We start from the raw sequence: 16,948 nt of genomic DNA on the forward strand, positions 1-16,948 counted from the left end.
GGGGCGCGCCGGGACCCGGGCCGGCGAGGGACAGGCCGGCCCGGGCCCATCACGGGAAGACAGGGGGACAGACGACATGGCGCTGATGGAAAGAAGCGGCCCGCCGACCGCATCCGGCCGGTCCGGTCTCGGGCGTCTGATCTACGACGCGAAGATCCGGGCGATCTTCCTGCAGGTCCTCACCGCGGGATCGGTGATCGGGTTCCTCGCCTGGCTCGTCTACAACACCATGGTCAACATGGAGGCGCGCAACCTCTCGGCCGGGTTCGACTTCCTCGACGTCTCCGCCGGGTTCGGCATCGGCTTCACGCTGATCCCCTACCAGGAGGGCGACAGCTACCTCCGGGTGTTCTTCGTCGGCATCATGAACACGCTTCTGGTCGCCGCCGTCTCGATCGTGCTGGCCACCGTCGTCGGGCTGATCGTTGGCCTCGCGCGCCTGTCGAACAACTTCATCATTTCCAGGCTCGCCCGCGCCTATGTCGAGCTCCTGCGGAACACGCCGCTGCTTCTGCAGATCATCGCGTGGTATTTCGGGGTCTTCAACCTGCTGCCCGGTCCCCGGGCCAGTGTCATCCTCGCCGACGCCTTCGTGCTGAACAACCGCGGCTTCTACATGCCCGGACCGGTCGCCGAGGCGGGCTTCGGCCTCGTGCTGTCCGCCTTCGTCCTCGCCATCCTGGGCTCCATCGCGATCTATCGCTGGGACGCGCTGCGGCGTGACCGGACGGGCAAGTCCTTCCCGGCCATCTCCACGGGCATAGCGCTGGTGATCCTGGGGCCGATGATCGTGTTCCTCGCCTCGGGCAGCCCGCTCAGCTGGGACATGCCGGTCCTGCAGGGCTTCAATTTCGTCGGAGGCATCTCCGTGCCGCCGAGCTTCTGCGCGCTGATCGTCGCGCTGTCGGCCTACACCTCGTGCTTCATCGCCGAGATCGTCCGCTCGGGCATCCAGTCGGTCTCGAAGGGTCAGCTCGAGGCCGCCGGCGCGCTCAACCTGCCGGCCAACTGGACGCTGCGGCGCGTCGTCCTTCCGCAGGCGCTGCGGGTGATCGTGCCGCCGCTGATCAGCCAGTATCTCAACGTCACCAAGAACTCCTCGCTCGCCATCGCGATCGGCTTTCCCGACCTCGTGAGCGTCTGGATGAACACCTCGCTCAACCAGTCGGGCCGCGCGATCCCGATCGTGGCGATGACGATGGCCTTCTACTGCCTTGTCAGCCTGTCGGTCTCGCTGGTGATGAACCGCTACAACCGCAGCGTCCAGCTGAAGGAGCGCTGAGCCATGACACTCATCTTCGAACCCAAGGCCGACCGTCCGCCGCCGCCCGACGAGGTCGGCGCGATCGCCTGGATCAGGGCGAACCTGTTCAAGGACGTGCCGAACGCGCTGATGACGATCCTCGGCCTCTATCTCGCCGTGACCGTCACCAGCTGGGTGTTGGACTGGGCGATCTTCAACGCCGTCTGGGAAGCCGAGAACAGGCGCGAATGCCTCGATGCGGTGGGCCGCGCGGGCGCGTGCTGGCCCGGCGTGGTCGAGTGGCTGCCGAACCTGATCTACGGCCTCTACCCCAAGGACGCCGTCTGGCGGATCAACGCGGGCTTCCTCGTCCTGATCCTGTGGATGGTGCCCTTGTGGATGCCACGGGTGAAATCGAAGGTGGCGATCGGGCTGGCCGCCGTCATGCTCTACCCGCTGCTGGCCAGTTACTTCTTTCTCGGCGGAGAGAAGGGTGTGGTCTGGACCGCGCTGATCGCGGCCGGCCTCTGGGGCTTCGTCTGGGTCTGGGCGACGGCGCTGTGCGAACGCGCCACGGACCGGAGCGTCGGCGAGTGGATCGGCCTGCGCGTCGCGGGACCCGACAACGAGACGGCGCAGAAGCGCGCGCGCCAGGCGACGGCGGCGGCGCTCTTCGTCGCGTGCTTCGCGCTGGTGGCCGCATGGTCGCTGGAGGAGGTGCGCACGCAGCTTTGGGGCGGCCTGTTCCTGACGCTGGTCATCTCGGGCATCGGCATCACCTTCTCGCTGCCCGCCGGCATCCTGCTGGCGCTCGGGCGGCGGTCGGACCTGCCGGTGATCGCGATGCTCTCGACCATCTTCATCGAGCTGTTCCGCTCGGTGCCGCTGATCACCATCCTGTTCATGTTCAACACGATGCTGCCGCTGTTCATGCCCGAGGGCACGGACGTGAACCAGCTGGTGCGCGCCATCGTCGCCGTCTGCCTGTTCGCCGCCGCCTACATGGCCGAGGTGATCCGAGGCGGCCTGCAGGCGATCCCCAAGGGCCAGTACGAGGCGGCAGCCTCGCTTGGCCTCGGCTACTGGCAGACCACCACGCAGGTGGTGATGCCGCAGGCGCTCAAGATCATGATCCCCACGATCGTCGGCAACTTCATCGGCCTGTTCAAGGACACCACGCTGGTCTCCATTATCGGTCTCTTCGACCTGATGAACATGGCCCGCGCCGTGGGCGAGGACACCGACTGGCTCGGCCTTTTCATCGAGCCGTTCTTCCTCGTGTCGCTGATCTACTTCGTCTTCTGCTTCGCGATGTCGTCCTATTCCATCGGGCTGGAGAAGAAACTTTCGCGGGGGCGTGACCGATGAGCCGGGCGCAGGGGGCCGGGAAGGCCATCGAGATCATCAAGCTGAACAAGTGGTTCGGCCAGTTCCATGTCCTCAAGGATGTCGACCTAACGGTGCGCGACCGCGAGATCTTCGTGGTCTGCGGGCCCTCGGGCTCGGGCAAGTCCACCCTGATCCGGTGCATCAACCAGCTCGAGCATCATCAGGAGGGCGACATCATCGTGGACGGCGTCGAGGTCGAGAAGGGCGGCAGGAACCAGAGCGTCATCCGCCGGACGACCGGCATGGTGTTCCAGCAGTTCAACCTCTTTCCGCACCTCACGGTCCTCGAGAACTGCATCCTGACGCCCACGCTCGGGCTGCAGATGCCGAGAAAGGACGCCGAGGAGCTTGCGATGACGCATCTCAGGCGCGTCGGCATCGACGACCAGGCGCAGAAATACCCCCTGCAGCTGTCGGGCGGCCAGCAGCAGCGCGTGGCGATCGCCCGCTCGCTGTGCACGCGGCCCAAGATCATGCTCTTCGATGAACCGACATCTGCCCTCGATCCCGAGATGATCAAGGAGGTGCTCGACGTGATGGTCGAACTGGCGGAAGACGGCATGACGATGATCTGCGTGACCCACGAGATGGGGTTCGCGCGCCAGGTGGCCGACAAGGTCCTGTTCATGGACCAGGGCGAGATCGTGGAATCGGCCCCCCCCGAGGAGTTCTTCTCCAACCCGAGGTACGACCGCACCCAGCAGTTCCTGTCGCACATCCTCTAGGCGGGGCGTGGCGCGGACGACAGGACACGGGGCAGGGCGGTGACGTCGATGATCCCGTCCGCGGGCATCGCGAAGCCGGGATGGCTGCCCGCGAGACCAATGGTCCTCGCGGGATTGTAGAGCGTCAGCCACGGCGGATCTTCCTGCAGCTCGGCGTAGGCCCTGGCATAATGCGTGGCGCGGACCGTGTCGCCGACCTCGCGGCGCGCGGCATCCAGCAGGTCCTCGACCCGCGTGTTGCGGTAGCCCTGCCACCACGACCCGGCGACGCGGGCGTCGATCTTCTCGTGGAGGACGCGGAACGTGCTGAGGGGGCTCGAATCGAACACGCACATGTCCCGGATCTCCTTGCGGCGGACCATGTGCGCGTAGTCCTCGCGCTGGGTATGGACGTGGACGTCGAGCGTCACCCCGACCTCGGCGAGCTGATCGCGCAGGGCCTGCGTCAGGCGCTGCGCCTCGTCGGGCAGGCTTGACGGGCAGTCGACGCCGAGCACGAGGCCCCCGGCGAGACCCGCGTCGGCGATGAGGCTCCGGGCGAGCGCGGGGTCATGGGGCATCGGCTCGGCCGGGGGCGCGCCGAAATGGACGGGGCTCACGAAGCCATGAAGCGGCCGCGCGCGGCCCGACAGGACCTCGTCGACGATCCTCTGGCGGTCGATGGCAAGGCCGAGCGCACGGCGAAGGCGCGGATCGGCCAGAGGCCCGCGCGCGGCGTTCAAGAGGAAGATGATCGCCACGGGCGACAGGTAGTCGTGAAGCGTGATCGCGGCCCCGCCGGCGTCCCGCGCCGCGAGGTCGTTCGCGACGTCCACCGTCCCGTCGCGCAGCATCGCGAAACGAGCATCCGCGTCGGGCGCCGCGATCCATGTCACCTCGTCATGCGGCGCGTCGGCGAAATGGCCGGGCACGCGCGCGGCGGCAACCATGTCCTGCGTCCTTCGCGTCACCCGGTAGGGCCCCGAGCCCACGATCTCCGCGTCCTCGCCCCGATCCCACCGCGCGAGGCAGTCCGGCGCGACGATGAACCCGTGTTCGAGGATGTCGGGAAGATCGGCCAGCGGCTCGGCGAGGTCGATGGACAGGGTCACGTCGTCGACGGGCTCGATCCTGGCGTCGCCGAGATACTGCCGCCAGACGCCCGGCGCGCCGAGGGTGTAGCCCTTGTCGGGCCGCGCCATCCGGCGCAGCGACTGCGCGACGGCTGTGGCGTCGCAGGGCGCGCCGTCGTGAAAACGGTGATGCGCCCGCAGCGCGAAGCGCCACCGCCGCGCGTCCGCGCTGACGTCCCAGCCGGTGGCAAGTCCGGGCCCGAAGCCCTGTCCCGCCCGCGTCACCAGCGTGTCGCAGAGCGCGCGCAGGATCGTCAGCTGATCGGTCGCGTCCGTGCAGTCGTGCGGATCTCCAAGCGACACGCGCCTCTGGGCGATCCTGCATCCAGCTGCCATTGTCGTTCCCTTCGCGCTCGTCCCGCCGTCCGCCGGCACCGTCAGGCTCACAGAGAGATCCGGGTTCCGCAAGCGCCGGAGAAGGCGGGACGCGCGTTCGCCCCGCCGCCCGCGCCGCCGACCCTGCCGATCGTCCGAATTCGCGGCGAAGCGACCATCGAACGGGCGTTGCGTGTTCGGAGCGGCGGCATTTCAAACACGGCCCAACCGGAAGGGGTGCGCCGCCAAGGCCCTCACGCCGGTGAACGGGTGTCGCGATTGCACCGCTCGTCAAAGGTAACGCGGCGATCGGCGGTGGCGGGGGATCACGATGCCCGCGGGCAGAGCGGCCCCTTCGCGCCGGTCCCGACCTTTCTTGCCATCGCGATCGCGGTGTGACCCGGGCCGCGCGCCGTGTCGCTGCCGGTGGGCTGAGCTGCCGGGGCAGCGCGCGCGCTTGGCGGTCCGAAAAGCGGCGCGCGATCCGTCTCCATGTCGCGAATGGCGGTTCATGCGGCGCTGCAGCATCGGCACGAGGGCCTCCGGTTTGCGACACCGGTCCTGCGTCGTGAAACGCTGGGGCGAGAGGACATGCCATGATCAAAGTTCTGTCCGGGGTCTGGGCCCTGCTGCTCGGCATCGTGCTGATCATGCTGGGCAACGGAATGCACTTCACCCTCATCGGCCTTCGCGGCGGGATCGAGGGCTTCTCGGCGGCCGAGCTGGCCATCGTCACCTCGGGCTATTTTCTCGGGTTCCTGTCAGGCGCCCGCTACACGCCGGTCCTGATCCAGCGGGTGGGGCATGTGCGCGTGTTCGCGGCGCTCGGAAGCTTCATGTCCGCGGGGTTGATCGCCTTCCCGCTCCTGACCGAGCCCTGGGCCTGGACGGCGCTGCGGCTCCTGATCGGCTTCTGCATGTCGGGCATCTACGTGGCTGCCGAAAGCTGGCTGAACAACGCCTCGAGCAACGAGACGCGGGGCAAGGTCCTGTCGGCCTACATGATCGCCCAGACGCTCGGCATCATCGGGGCGCAGGGGCTTCTGGTGCTGGGCGACGCGGGCACCTCGGCGCTGTTCATCGGCGCCTCGATCCTCGTGTCGATCTCCTTCGCGCCGATCCTGCTGTCCGCCACGCCCGTCCCGGCGGTCGAGGTCGCCCGCCCGATGCCGTGGCGCACCCTGTTTTCCAGCTCGCCCCTCGGCACCGTGGGGATCTTCCTCTTGGGCGGCGTCTACGCCACGCAATCGGGCATGGGCGCGGTGTTCGGCACGCAGATCGGCATGACGGCGGCGCAGATCGCGCTGTTCGTGGCGATGCTGTTCGCGGGGGCGCTGGTGCTGCAATATCCCATCGGGTGGCTGTCGGATCAGATGGACCGGCGCAAACTGATCTTCGGGTCGGCCGCTCTTGGGGCCGCGTCCTGCGGGGTGGGCTGGCTGATGGGGGGCGAGCCCTGGGCGCTCTATGCCGCGGCCTTCTTCGCGGGTGGTGTGACGACGCCGCTCTACGCCTTGTTTCTCGCCTACACCAACGACCAGATCTCGGTCGAGGAGATGCCCGCGGCCTCGGGCGGGCTGGTCTTCACCTTCGGGCTCGGCGCCATCGCAGGCCCGCTTTTCACCGGCTGGGCGATGGAGGGCATCGACCCCGGCGCCTTCTGGCTCGCGCTGGGCGGGACCTTCGCGGCCATCGCGGCCTATGCGCTCTACCGCATGACCCAGCGCCCGGCGCTGCCGCAGGAGGAGACCGAAAGCTACATCAGCGTGCTTCCCACCGCCTCCGCCGTCGTGGTGGAGGCCGCCGGGGCCTGGGCCGCCGAGCAGGCGGAGGCGGAGGCCGAGGCCGAGGCAGGCGAGGGGGACGGCCGCGCGGCGTGAGCGCTCGGGGCGGTCGGCCTCAGGGGGCGGTGGTCGCGGCGCGATCGAGCGGGAAGGTGCAGGAAACGCGGAACCCCGCATCGTCCTCGGCGTGGTGGATGCGGGCGCCGATCTCGCCCGCAAGCGCGTCGACCAGCGAGTGTCCGCGGCCCTTGCCCGCAGCGGCCCCGGTGCCGGCGCGCGGGTTCTCCACCATGAGCGTCGCCCAGCCCCCGGCCTCCTGGTCGAGGGCGATGCGCAGCGCGCCGCCTCCGCCATGCTTGATCGCGTTGACGAGCATCTCGTTCAGGATCAGCACGACGTTGCGCACCGTCCCGTGCGGCACAAGAAGCGGTGCGGCGCGGATGTCGAACCGGTCGGCGTCGCCGAGGCGGAACGCATTGCGCATCGCCTCCGCCAGCCGATGGCATTGCCGGGCCAGATCGACGCGGTCGCCGCGCGGCGCGCCGTCGAGCGCCTCGTGCAGCTGCCCGAGGGCCGATACCTGGCCGATGCACAGCGCGCAGGCGGACGCCATCACGTCGGCCTTCGCCTCGCGCTGCCGCTGGCGCATGGCGGCCGCCAGGATCTGCATCTCGTTCTTCATGCGATGACGCAGCTCGGCGTGCGACACCGCGCGATCAGCCGCCCCGTCCTGCAGAAGGGCCACGACCATCTCGGCAAGCTCGTCCGGCGGCATGTTCCGGCGCGCGCTGTGCTGCAGGACCGCCGCGTGCAGGCGTCCGCCCCATTGGCCGCTGTCACGCAGCGGTTCGTCGAAACTCAGGTCGTCGCGCATCCCCCCCGATCCCCCTCACTCGTGAAGTTTTACGGTGCAAACTATCGCAGGCGCCGCCGCTCTCTCGCGATAACACCGGTTGATGCGGCGCGGCCATGCCGGTCCCCGCGAAGATCGGGGGAAACCCGCAGTCGTGTATCGGGGTTGTCAGGTTGCCGACGGCGCGCCGGTCCGTCGGGGCGCGCGGGCTGTCGGTGCAGACGGAGGTCGGAGAGGCGGATGGCGGATGCGACGGCGAATTCGGGGTTGCCGAGGCCGCTTTGCGTGTCCCACCTCGCGCGGCGGTGCCTGCCCGAGGAGATCGCAGGCCCGGACGCGGGCCCAGATGCTGGCCCAGATGCTGGCCCAGATTCTGGCGCGGGCGCGGGCGGGACGCTGTTCGGTCAGGACCGGGCGCTGCGCGCGCTGGAGCGTGCGACCGCCATGCGTCATCCCGACTTCAACGTCTTCGTTCTGGGCGAGGAGGGATCGGGGCGGCACGACGCGGTGCGGCGCGTGGCCGAAAAGGCCGCCTCGGCGGCGCCCCGCCCGAGCGACTGGGTCTATGTCCACAACCTGCGGACGGAATGGCAGCCGAAGGCCCTGTGCCTGCCCGCCGGCAAGGCCGCGCCCTTCAGGGCCGGGGTCGATCGCCTTCTGGAGCGCCTGCGCGGCGCGATCCCCGCGATGTTCGAGGCCGAGGATTACCGCAAGCGGCGCGACGAGATCGACGAGCGATACCAGGAGCGCCAGACATCGGCCCTTGACGAGGTGCGCGCGCGCGCGACCGAGCGCGGGGTCGCGCTGATACGGACACCGATGGGCTTCACGCTCGTGCCGGCACGCGACGGCGAGGTGCTCAGGCCTGAGCAGCTGAACCGCCTGCCGCAGGACGAGCAGGAACGGATCCAGGCCGCGCTTGAGGAGCTGCAGGAACAGCTTGCCGCCGTCCTGCGCGCGATGCCCGAACAGGAGCAGGCGCGCGCCGACGAGGTCCGCGCCCTGAACGCCGAGATGGCCGCGACGGTGATCGACGGGGCCGTAGCCGAGCTGCGCCGCGAGTTCTCGGATCTGCCCGCCGTCCTGTCGCGGCTCGACGACATGCGCCGCGACATGATCGAGAAGGTCGAGCTTTTCGTCACCAGCCTCCGCGACGACGACGGCCCTTTCCCCGCCATCACGATCCCGATCTCCGAGGATCCGCGCTTTCGCCGCTACCTCGTGAACGTCATCGTCTCCAACGGCCACGGGGCTGACGGGGCACCCGTGGTCCACGAGGACAATCCCACGCTGCAGCGCCTCGTGGGGCGCATCGACCACGTCGCCCGCATGGGCGCGCTGGAGGCGGATTTCACCAAGATCCGCTCAGGCGCGCTGCACCGGGCGAACGGGGGCTTCCTGATCCTGGACGCGCACCGGGTGCTGCGCGACCCCTGGGCATGGGACGCACTGAAGCGGGCCTTGCGCGCACGCTCGGTCGCGATCACGTCGCCCGCGCAGGAACTGGGATACGTCAGCACAATGACGCTCGAGCCCGAGCCGATCCCGCTTCGGGTGCGGGTGATCCTCGTGGGCGAGCGGACGCTGTTCTACCTGCTCGTGGCGCTCGACCCGGAGTTCGAGGATCTCTTCAAGCTGCAGGCGGATTTCGAGGACAGCGTGCAGCGCGCGGAGGACGCCGTCCCGGCCTACGCGGAGGTGCTGCGCGTGGTGGCCGAGCGCGAGGGGCTGCGGCCGCTCGTCCCCCATGCTGTCTGCGCGCTGATCGACGAGGCGTCGCGCATGGTGGGCGACGCCGAGCGCCTGTCGCTCCGGCTTGGCCGGCTGACGGACCTGATGCGCGAGGCCGATCACGTCGCGGAGGTGGCGGGCCACGACAGCATCGAGGCGCGCGATATCGAGGAGACGATCGCCGAACGCACCTTCCGCGCCGACCGGCTGCGCGAGCGCTGGCACGAACGGATCGGCCGCGGCACGGTGATGATCGACACCGAAGGCGCAAGCACGGGCGTCGTCAACGGCCTCAGCGTCATGGACCTCGGGGGGTTCGCCTTCGGCAGCCCCACCCGCATCACCGCGCGCGTCCGCATGGGGATGGGCCGCGTCGTCGACATCGAGCGCGAGACGCGGCTTGGCGGGCCGATCCACTCCAAGGGCGTCCTTATCCTGTCGAGCTACCTTGCCGCGAGCTACGCCACGCAGGCGCCGATGTCGCTCTGGGCGTCGCTGGTCTTCGAGGAGTCCTATGGCGGCGTGGAGGGCGACAGCGCCTCGCTCGCGGAGTTGTGCGCGCTTCTGTCGGCGCTGGCCGAGCGGCCCGTCCGTCAGGACATCGCGGTGACGGGGTCGCTGAACCAGATGGGAGAGGTGCAGGCGATCGGCGGCGTGAACGAGAAGATCGAGGGGTTCTTCGACGTCTGCGCCGCGCGCGGGCTGACCGGGAAGCAGGGCGTTCTGATCCCGGCCGCGAACGTTCAGCACCTCGTGCTGCGGCCCCGCGTCGTGGAGGCGGCCCGCGCGGGGCGGTTCTGCATCTGGACGGCGCGCGACGTTTCGGAGGCGATGGCGCTTCTGACCGGGTCCGATTTCGGCCGGCGCGACGCCTCGGGGCGCTTTCCCGACGGCTCGATCAACGCCCGGGTCGAAACCCGCCTCGAGGCCTTCGCAGAGACCCGGCGGCGCTTCGCCGAGCGTCCCGAAGCCGACCCGGCGAAACCGGGCGCGCGGGATCGATGACGGGCGCGCCTCAGCACGCCTGACCTGCTGCCCATCCCGACGACCACGCCCACTGGAAGTTGTAGCCGCCGAGCCAGCCGGTCACGTCGACCACCTCGCCCACGAAGAACAGGCCGGGAACCTTGCGCGCCATCATCGTGCGCGCGTCCAGGTCGCGCGTGTCCACGCCGCCAAACGTCACCTCGGCCGTGCGGTAGCCCTCGGAGCCCGCGGGCACGACGCGCCACTGATGCACCTCCGCTCCAAGCTGCCTGAGCGCCGCGTCCGTCTGGTCGGCCAGCCGCCCGTCGATGCCCGCGCGCTGGGTCACGGCGGCGGCAAGTTTCTCGGGCAGGATCTCGGCAAGGGCGTTCTTGACGGAGACGCGCCCGTGCCGCGCGCGCCTCTCGCGCAGGTCCGCCACCGTGTCGCGGCCCGTGGCAAGGTCCACGACGACCGCATCGCCCTCGCGCCAGTAGGACGAGATCTGCAGGATCGAGGGGCCCGACAGGCCGCGATGGGTGAACAGGAGCCCTTCGTCGAAGGAGGCCTGCCCGCAAGCGACGCGCGCCTCAACCGACAGGCCCGACAGGGCGGCCATGCCCTCGCGCGTGCCGTCGGTGAAGGTCAGCGGCACCAGGGCGGGGCGGGTCTCGACCTGCCGGAGGCCGAACTGTTCGGCCATGCGGTAGCCGAACCCCGTCGCGCCGATCTTGGGCACCGATTTCCCGCCCGTGGCGATCACCAGAGAGGGCGCGGACAGAATGCCGCCCGAGGTCTCGACGCGGAACCCGTCCTCGCCCCGCGAGACGCTGCCGACCGTGGTGCCAAGGCGCAGCTCGACGCCCGCCCCGGTCATGTCGTCCAGCAGCATGGCGATGATTTCGCGGGCTGATCCGTCGCAGAACAGCTGGCCGAGGGTCTTTTCGTGCCATGCGATTCCGGCGGCGTCGACGCGGGCGATGAAGTCGTGCTGCGTGTAGCGGTTGAGCGCGGAGAGGGCGAAACGCGGGTTTTGCGACAGGAACCGCTCGGGCGCGATGTGCAGGTTGGTGAAGTTGCACCGCCCGCCGCCCGAGATGCGGATCTTCTCGCCGGGCTTGCGCGCATGGTCGATCACCGTGACGCGCCGCCCCCGGCGTCCGGCCTCGATGGCGCAGAACATGCCGGCCGCGCCGGCCCCAAGTATGATGACGTCGCTGCGTTCCACCGGCAGGGCGCTAGCGCGCCGCCACGTTCGATGCAAGCCCGCGCGGGGGCGGCTCTGGCGGGGCAGGGCGCGCGTTCGCGGGGATCAGGCGGCCGGGCCCGTGGTCTCGCGGCCAAGAACCAGCTCGGCATAGTCGAGCGCCTTGCGCGCACCCTCTACGGTCGGCCTCTCCGCCGTGTCCGCGAGCAGGTCGGACAGTCTCTCGATCCGCGTGACCATGCGCCCGTCCTCGGACCCGTAGGTGCGAAAGACGGGCGTGGCGCGGGCCTCGGCGATGCAGGTCACGGTCTCGCCGTCGAGCACGCCCTTGACCAGCCGCAGGTTCAGGATCGCGCTCAGCGCGATGTGCGGCGCCGCGAAGCCCCATGTCAGGCTGCCCAGCGAATAGGCGATCACGGCGGGCCGGCGCGGATCGCGGGCGGGGCGATAGACCTCCATCGGCTGGATGACGTGGGGGTGGTGGCCGATGATGGCGTCGGCGCCGTATTCGACGAGGGCGCGCGCGGCCTCCACCTGCTGGCGGCGGGGAAAGAACTCGAACTCGTGGCCCCAGTGGATCGAGGCGACGATGAAATCGCAGTCCTTGCGGCGGCAATCGTCGATCTGGCGGCGCAGAAGCGCGGTGTCGGGCGGCCCCGCCTTGGACGACAGGGCCGAAAGGTGCACGCGGTAGGCCTCGGCCGGCGGCAGCCTGTGGCCGTTCAGCCCGAAGCAGTCCGAAACGAAGCCGACGCGGATACCGTTCCGCGCGAGGACCTTGGCCGTTCCGTGCTCGTCCGGGGTCGCGTTCGCCCCGAGGTTGACGATGCCCTCGCGCGCCAGCGTTTCGGCCGTCGTCGTCACCCCCTCGAGGCCCATGTCGAAGAAATGGTTGTTGGCGGTGTTGAGGATGTCGAACACCCGCCCGCGATGGCCCTTGAGGATGTCGAACTGGGTCGCGTCGCAGCATTCCACGGGCGGCCCGAGATCGTCGATGATCTCTTCCACGAGGGGCTGCGTGGTCACGGGGGACTCGAAATTCGCGAAGGAGATGTCCTTGTCGAACAACAGGTCCTGGACCCGCTCGTAGAGAATGTTCGCGGACTGATCGATGCCGCGCGAGCGCAGGATGTCCCCGGCGGCGGCGAGGGTGACGGAGCTTTCGACCTCGAGCCCCCCGGGGGGCATGATGCGGGGAAGGTCCCGGTCGAGGTCCCGCGCGATGTCGAGGTCCCTCGGCGGCAGGGCGACGGGATGTGCCGACTTGAAGACCCAGTAGAGATTGTCGAGAAGCGACATCTCCTCGATCGCGGCCGCTGATCCCCTGCGCGGCCGCCGCCACACCCTTGCGCGCCGAATGAAGGCCGTGACGATATCCAACACGCGAAGCAGGAGCGGCGAGGACAGCTGCAGGACGTCGCTCGGCGCGGCGGGCAGTCGGTCCGGCGTCTCGGTCTGCTCGCCCCTGTCCACCCCGTCGACGCCTTCGGCAATTCTTTCCCCGCATCAGGTCTAGAGGCCATCCCGATTGAATTGAAGCGTGGAATTGAATCGTGCCGAGGGCCTGCGCCTTTCGCGCGTTCATTCGGGGCATCGATCATGGACCGACCCCGCCGGGCATCCCGTCCCGCCGCTGGCGGCGCGCCCGCTTGCACGGGGCCCGCGAAAGGGCGAACGTCGCGCCCATGATGCCCCCGCGCCCCGCAAATCCGCCCCGGCCCGGCCCCGCCACCGATCCGCGGATGCGCGCGGCGCGTCGCGTGGCGCGCGTGGGCCGCGCGCGCCGCTGCCTCCGGCGCAGCGCCGGGCCGATCGCGGAGCGGGGAGGTCATGCCGTTTCGCCCCGTCCCCTGGCTTCGGGCCGCGCTTCCTGCGGCCCCGTGGCCGTGGGCGCGGCCGCGTCCCGGCCGCGTTCCGTCCCGAGCGGCACCAGGGGCGGGGGCGGGCCGCTTTCGTCGCGGTCCTTGCCCCGTGCGGGGGAGGCCGGGCGATGACGGCCTTCGCCCATGGCGCGGCGGGAAACACGGGCCGGGCGATCGCCTTCATCCTCGCGGGCATGCTCTGCATCTCGATCAACGACATGCTGATCAAGCTGCTTTCGGGCGGCTACCCCCTGCACCAGATGGTGTTCGTCCGCTCGGTCCTCGGTCTTCTCGCGAGCGCCGTCTTCCTGCGTCTCGAGGGCGGGATATCGCTTCTGAGGACGGATCGTCCGGGCCTCCACGCGCTGCGCGCGGGCTGCATCGTTCTGGCCAACATGCTGTTCTTCCTCGCGCTTTCGGTGATGCCACTTGGCGCGGCGACGGCGCTTTTCTTCGTCGCGCCACTGTTCATCACGCTTCTCGCCATCCCCGTCCTCGGCGAGCCGGTCGGCCGGCAGCGTCTCGGGGCGGTGCTTGCGGGGCTTGCAGGGGTCGCCGTCATGATGGCGCCGGGCGTCGAGTGGGGCGGCATTCCCCGCTGGGCCCTTTCGCTGCCGGTCCTCGCCGCCGCCTGCTACGCGGGGATGCAGGTCCTGACCCGCAAGCTCGGCGTGCGGTCGGCGGCCTCCGCCATGACGTTCTACATCCAGGTGGCCTTCATCGCGGTCAGTCTCGGCTTCTACGCCATCGCGGGCGACGGCCGCTTCTCCGAAGGGTTGGAGCCGGGGCCGCTGGTGTTCCTGCTGCGCGCATGGGTCCGGCCCGAAGCGGGCGATCTGTGGATCTTCGGCGTCCTCGGCGCCCTTTCGGCGATGATCGGCTACTGCCTGAGCCAGGCCTACCGCCTCGGGACGGCCTCCGTCGTCGCCTCGTGCGAATACGTGGCCCTGCCGCTTGCGATCCTTTGGGGCTGGATGATCTTCGACGAGGTGCCGCAGCCCGCCGTCTGGGCCGGCACGGCCCTGATCGCGGGATCGGGCCTGTGGGTCTTCGCCCGCGAGAGGGCGCGCGACCGGGCCCTGGCCTCGGCCCGTCCGGTGCGGCGCGACTGAAACGGGCCGCGCGCCGCGTGCGCGGGGACGGGGGCGAAAAACCGACTTTCGCGGCGCAACCGCGCTTGACGATGCGCGGCGGGGGCAATACACCACGCGTCACGCCGGGGAGACCCGGGCGTTCGGGTGAGCGGTTGTAGCTCAGTTGGTTAGAGTACCGGCCTGTCACGCCGGGGGTCGCGGGTTCGAGCCCCGTCAACCGCGCCACCACCCGAAGGTCCATCGCCCCAGCCGTTCGCGGTTGTAGCTCAGTTGGTTAGAGTACCGGCCTGTCACGCCGGGGGTCGCGGGTTCGAGCCCCGTCAACCGCGCCACTTTTTCCTTGCCTTTCCCTGCCGCCACCGATCCCCCTTGCGCCTGCCGTCCCGGCGCGATCAAGTCGGCGTCAAATGCGCGCGCGCCATGGAATTGACGTCCGATCGAGCCTTGCCGGGGCCTGCCTCGCGCTGTCGTGCGTCGCGCTCGGTGGTGGCCTCTTCGCATGGGCGGGCCCGACGGGCTCGGCCCTCGGCCCGATGGCGCGAATGCTCGATGCGGTCGCGCCGGGTCTTGCGGTCGCGGCGCTCGGTCTCGGCGGTCTGGCCGCGCTGGCGGGCGCTCGGCGCGCGGGCGCGGTCCTCGCGCTTGCCGCACTCGGGACGCTGGCCGTGCAGGTCGCCGCCTACCGCGACCTGAGCCTGCCCGCGCGTCCAGGCCTCGACCCCGACCTGCGCGTCCTTTTCTTCAATGTCGAAGGCGACAACGGGATCTCGGGCGCGCGCATACTGAACGCAGTGCTGGAGGCCTCGCCAGACATCGTCGTTCTTGCCGAGGCCGCGCCCCTCGCGCCGCATCTCGACGCCCTGCGGGAGGCCTATGACTTCGTCTCCGACTGCGGGGCCGAGGGCTGCGACCTGATGGTGGCCACGCGGCTGGAGGTGCTGCGGTTCTGGCGCCTGCGGCTGAACCCGGCCTGGCCTGCGAGATACGCGGTGCTCGAGGTCGAGACGGGAGATGGCGCGCCGGTGTTCTTCGCGGCGAGCCACCTTGCGAAACCCTGGATGTCGGGCATCGCCGAGCCCGAGATAACGCGGCTCGCCGCGCAGTACGACTGGTTGTCCGGGCCGGCGCTGGCCGTGGGCGACTTCAACATGACCTCCTGGAGCCGGCCGATGCGCGGCCTGCTTCGCGAGACGGGATTTCGCGCCCTGCGCGGCCAGCCCGCGTCGTGGCCGGCCGCGGCCGGGCGGTTCGGCCTTCCGATCGACCATGTGCTCGTGCGCGACGGCGTGCGCGTGGTCCGCGTCGCGCCTTTCGGCGCGGAGCTGGGTTCCAACCACAGGGGTTTCGTCGCGGAGCTTCGGGTCGCGCAGCGCCCCGGCTGAGCGTGCGGCGGCCGGGGCCTCGCGGCCTCGGGGGCGTTCCGCCCCGAGGCGACGCCAGGGGCATCGAGCCCCCGCCGCCGCCCGCCTTCCGGCGATGCGTATTTGAGGAAAGATGAAGGAGGCTCAGCCCTTGTGGATCCAGCCGCCGCCGAGGATGCGCCCGCCCTCGGGGGCGTAGAAGACGCAGGCCTGTCCCGGGCTGACGCCCTCTTCGGCCACGAGCAGCTCCACCTCGGCCTCGGTCGCGGAGACGGGGCGGATGGTCGCCTCGCGCGGGGGGCGGGTGGAGCGGATCTTGACCGAGAGCGGCCATTCCGCGCGGCTGTCGAAGGGCGCGTCCCCGAGCCAGTTGATCTCGCGCACCGGCACCGTCCGGGTGGTGAGGGCCTCCTTCGGGCCGACGACGACGCGGCGCGTGGCGGGGTCGAGCCTGACGACGTAGAGCGGATCCTCGAGCCCGCCGATGCCGAGGCCGCGGCGCTGGCCGATCGTGTAGTGGATGACGCCGCGGTGCGCGCCGAGGACGTTGCCGTCCATGTCGACGATCTCGCCGGGATCGGCGGCGCCGGGGCGCAGCTTCTCGATGACCGCGGCGTAGTTTCCGTTCGGCACGAAGCAGATGTCCTGGCTGTCGGGCTTGTCGGCGACGCCGAGCCCGTATTTGGCCGCGAGCGCGCGCGTTTCGGCCTTCGAGGCGAGATGGCCGAGCGGGAAGCGCAGGAAGTCGAGCTGTTCGCGGGTGGTGGAGAACAGGAAATACGACTGGTCGCGCGCGGCATCTGCGGCGCAGTGCAGCTCGGCCCCGTTCGGGCCCATCTTGCGCTGGATGTAGTGGCCCGTGGCCATGCAGTCCGCGTCGAGGTCGCGCGCGGTGCCGAGGAGGTCCTTGAACTTCACACGCTCGTTGCAGCGAATGCAGGGCACCGGCGTCGCGCCGGCGAGGTAGCTGTCGGCGAATTCGTCGATCACGGCCTCGCGGAAGGCGTTCTCGTAGTCGAGGACGTAATGGGGGAAGCCCATCTCCTCGGCCACGCGGCGGGCGTCGTGGATGTCGCGGCCGGCGCAGCAGGCGCCCTTCTTCGCGAGCGCCGCGCCGTGGTCGTAGAGCTGGAGCGTGACGCCGACGACATCGTATCCCTCTTCGGCGAGACGGGCGGCGACCACGGAACTGTCGACGCCGCCAGACATCGCGACGACGACGCGCGTCTGCGAGGGCGGTTTCGCGAAACCGAGGGAATTGAGCGTGTCGGGGCGGTCGAGCGCCATGTTCTGAGCCTGCGGAAGA

General features: G+C 70.0%; 12 protein-coding genes and 2 tRNA genes. 9 read left to right on the forward strand and 5 right to left on the reverse strand.

Annotated elements, in window-relative coordinates; genetic code table 11:
- The first annotated feature begins 76 nt into the window (after nt 1-76).
- The 3 genes from P6F26_RS17900 to P6F26_RS17910 are packed head-to-tail and all read left to right on the forward strand — an operon-like array spanning nt 77 to nt 3,357.
- Nucleotides 77-1,282 carry an amino acid ABC transporter permease gene (locus P6F26_RS17900; RefSeq protein ID WP_278030072.1) on the forward strand — a complete coding sequence of 402 codons (1,206 nt, stop codon included), beginning with the start codon at nt 77-79 and terminating at the stop codon, nt 1,280-1,282.
- 3 nt (nt 1,283-1,285) lie between these two features.
- Nucleotides 1,286-2,611 (forward strand): amino acid ABC transporter permease, encoded by a 1,326-nt coding sequence (locus P6F26_RS17905; RefSeq protein WP_278030073.1) that lies wholly within the window; start codon nt 1,286-1,288, stop codon nt 2,609-2,611.
- Nucleotides 2,608-3,357, forward strand: coding sequence for an amino acid ABC transporter ATP-binding protein (locus tag P6F26_RS17910; RefSeq protein WP_278030074.1), 750 nt, complete (start codon nt 2,608-2,610; stop codon nt 3,355-3,357). The genes P6F26_RS17905 and P6F26_RS17910 overlap by 4 nt, the downstream gene beginning before the upstream one ends.
- Here P6F26_RS17910 and P6F26_RS17915 read toward each other — a convergent pair.
- A complete protein-coding gene (locus tag P6F26_RS17915) occupies nt 3,354-4,805 on the reverse strand; it encodes an ABC transporter substrate-binding protein (RefSeq protein WP_278030075.1) in 1,452 nt (483 codons plus the stop codon). The genes P6F26_RS17910 and P6F26_RS17915 overlap by 4 nt on opposite strands.
- Nucleotides 4,806-5,380: 575 nt before the next feature.
- On the opposite strand from P6F26_RS17915, the gene P6F26_RS17920 reads away from it, so the two are divergent.
- Complete coding sequence (locus P6F26_RS17920; protein WP_278030076.1) at nt 5,381-6,664, forward strand: MFS transporter; 1,284 nt, start codon at nt 5,381-5,383, stop codon at nt 6,662-6,664.
- A gap of 19 nt (nt 6,665-6,683) precedes the next feature.
- On the opposite strand, the gene P6F26_RS17925 is transcribed toward P6F26_RS17920, so the two are convergent.
- Nucleotides 6,684-7,442 (reverse strand): histidine kinase dimerization/phosphoacceptor domain -containing protein, encoded by a 759-nt coding sequence (locus tag P6F26_RS17925; RefSeq protein WP_278030077.1) that lies wholly within the window; start codon nt 7,440-7,442, stop codon nt 6,684-6,686.
- Nucleotides 7,443-7,661: 219 nt separating this feature from the next.
- On the opposite strand from P6F26_RS17925, the gene P6F26_RS17930 reads away from it, so the two are divergent.
- On the forward strand, nt 7,662-10,157 hold the full coding sequence (locus tag P6F26_RS17930) for a Lon protease family protein (protein ID WP_278030078.1): 2,496 nt from the start codon (nt 7,662-7,664) through the stop codon (nt 10,155-10,157).
- A 10-nt stretch (nt 10,158-10,167) separates the two neighbouring features.
- Here the strand turns inward: P6F26_RS17930 and P6F26_RS17935 are convergent, their stop codons facing one another.
- Nucleotides 10,168-11,346 (reverse strand): BaiN/RdsA family NAD(P)/FAD-dependent oxidoreductase, encoded by a 1,179-nt coding sequence (locus P6F26_RS17935; protein ID WP_278030079.1) that lies wholly within the window; start codon nt 11,344-11,346, stop codon nt 10,168-10,170.
- 84 nt (nt 11,347-11,430) lie between these two features.
- On the reverse strand, nt 11,431-12,798 hold the full coding sequence (locus P6F26_RS17940) for a CapA family protein (protein ID WP_278030080.1): 1,368 nt from the start codon (nt 12,796-12,798) through the stop codon (nt 11,431-11,433).
- 517 nt (nt 12,799-13,315) lie between these two features.
- On the opposite strand from P6F26_RS17940, the gene P6F26_RS17945 reads away from it, so the two are divergent.
- The 4 genes from P6F26_RS17945 to P6F26_RS17960 all read left to right on the forward strand — a co-directional run bounded on the left by P6F26_RS17945 (nt 13,316) and on the right by P6F26_RS17960 (nt 15,663).
- The gene (locus tag P6F26_RS17945; RefSeq protein ID WP_278030081.1) at nt 13,316-14,299 is read left to right on the forward strand and encodes a DMT family transporter; all 984 of its coding nucleotides are present in this window, start codon (nt 13,316-13,318) and stop codon (nt 14,297-14,299) included.
- A 130-nt stretch (nt 14,300-14,429) separates the two neighbouring features.
- Nucleotides 14,430-14,506: transfer RNA gene (locus P6F26_RS17950), tRNA-Asp, on the forward strand.
- A gap of 30 nt (nt 14,507-14,536) precedes the next feature.
- Nucleotides 14,537-14,613, forward strand: a tRNA-Asp gene (locus tag P6F26_RS17955).
- Nucleotides 14,614-14,688: 75 nt separating this feature from the next.
- Nucleotides 14,689-15,663, forward strand: a complete 975-nt coding sequence (locus P6F26_RS17960; protein WP_278030082.1) for an endonuclease/exonuclease/phosphatase family protein — start codon at nt 14,689-14,691, stop codon at nt 15,661-15,663.
- 123 nt (nt 15,664-15,786) lie between these two features.
- On the opposite strand, the gene mnmA is transcribed toward P6F26_RS17960, so the two are convergent.
- Complete coding sequence (mnmA, locus tag P6F26_RS17965) at nt 15,787-16,929, reverse strand: tRNA 2-thiouridine(34) synthase MnmA (protein ID WP_278030083.1); 1,143 nt, start codon at nt 16,927-16,929, stop codon at nt 15,787-15,789.
- Between the last annotated feature and the right edge of the window lie 19 nt (nt 16,930-16,948).

The sequence above is a fragment of the Roseicyclus salinarum genome (assembly GCF_029624655.1).
GTDB lineage: Bacteria > Pseudomonadota > Alphaproteobacteria > Rhodobacterales > Rhodobacteraceae > Roseibacterium > Roseibacterium salinarum.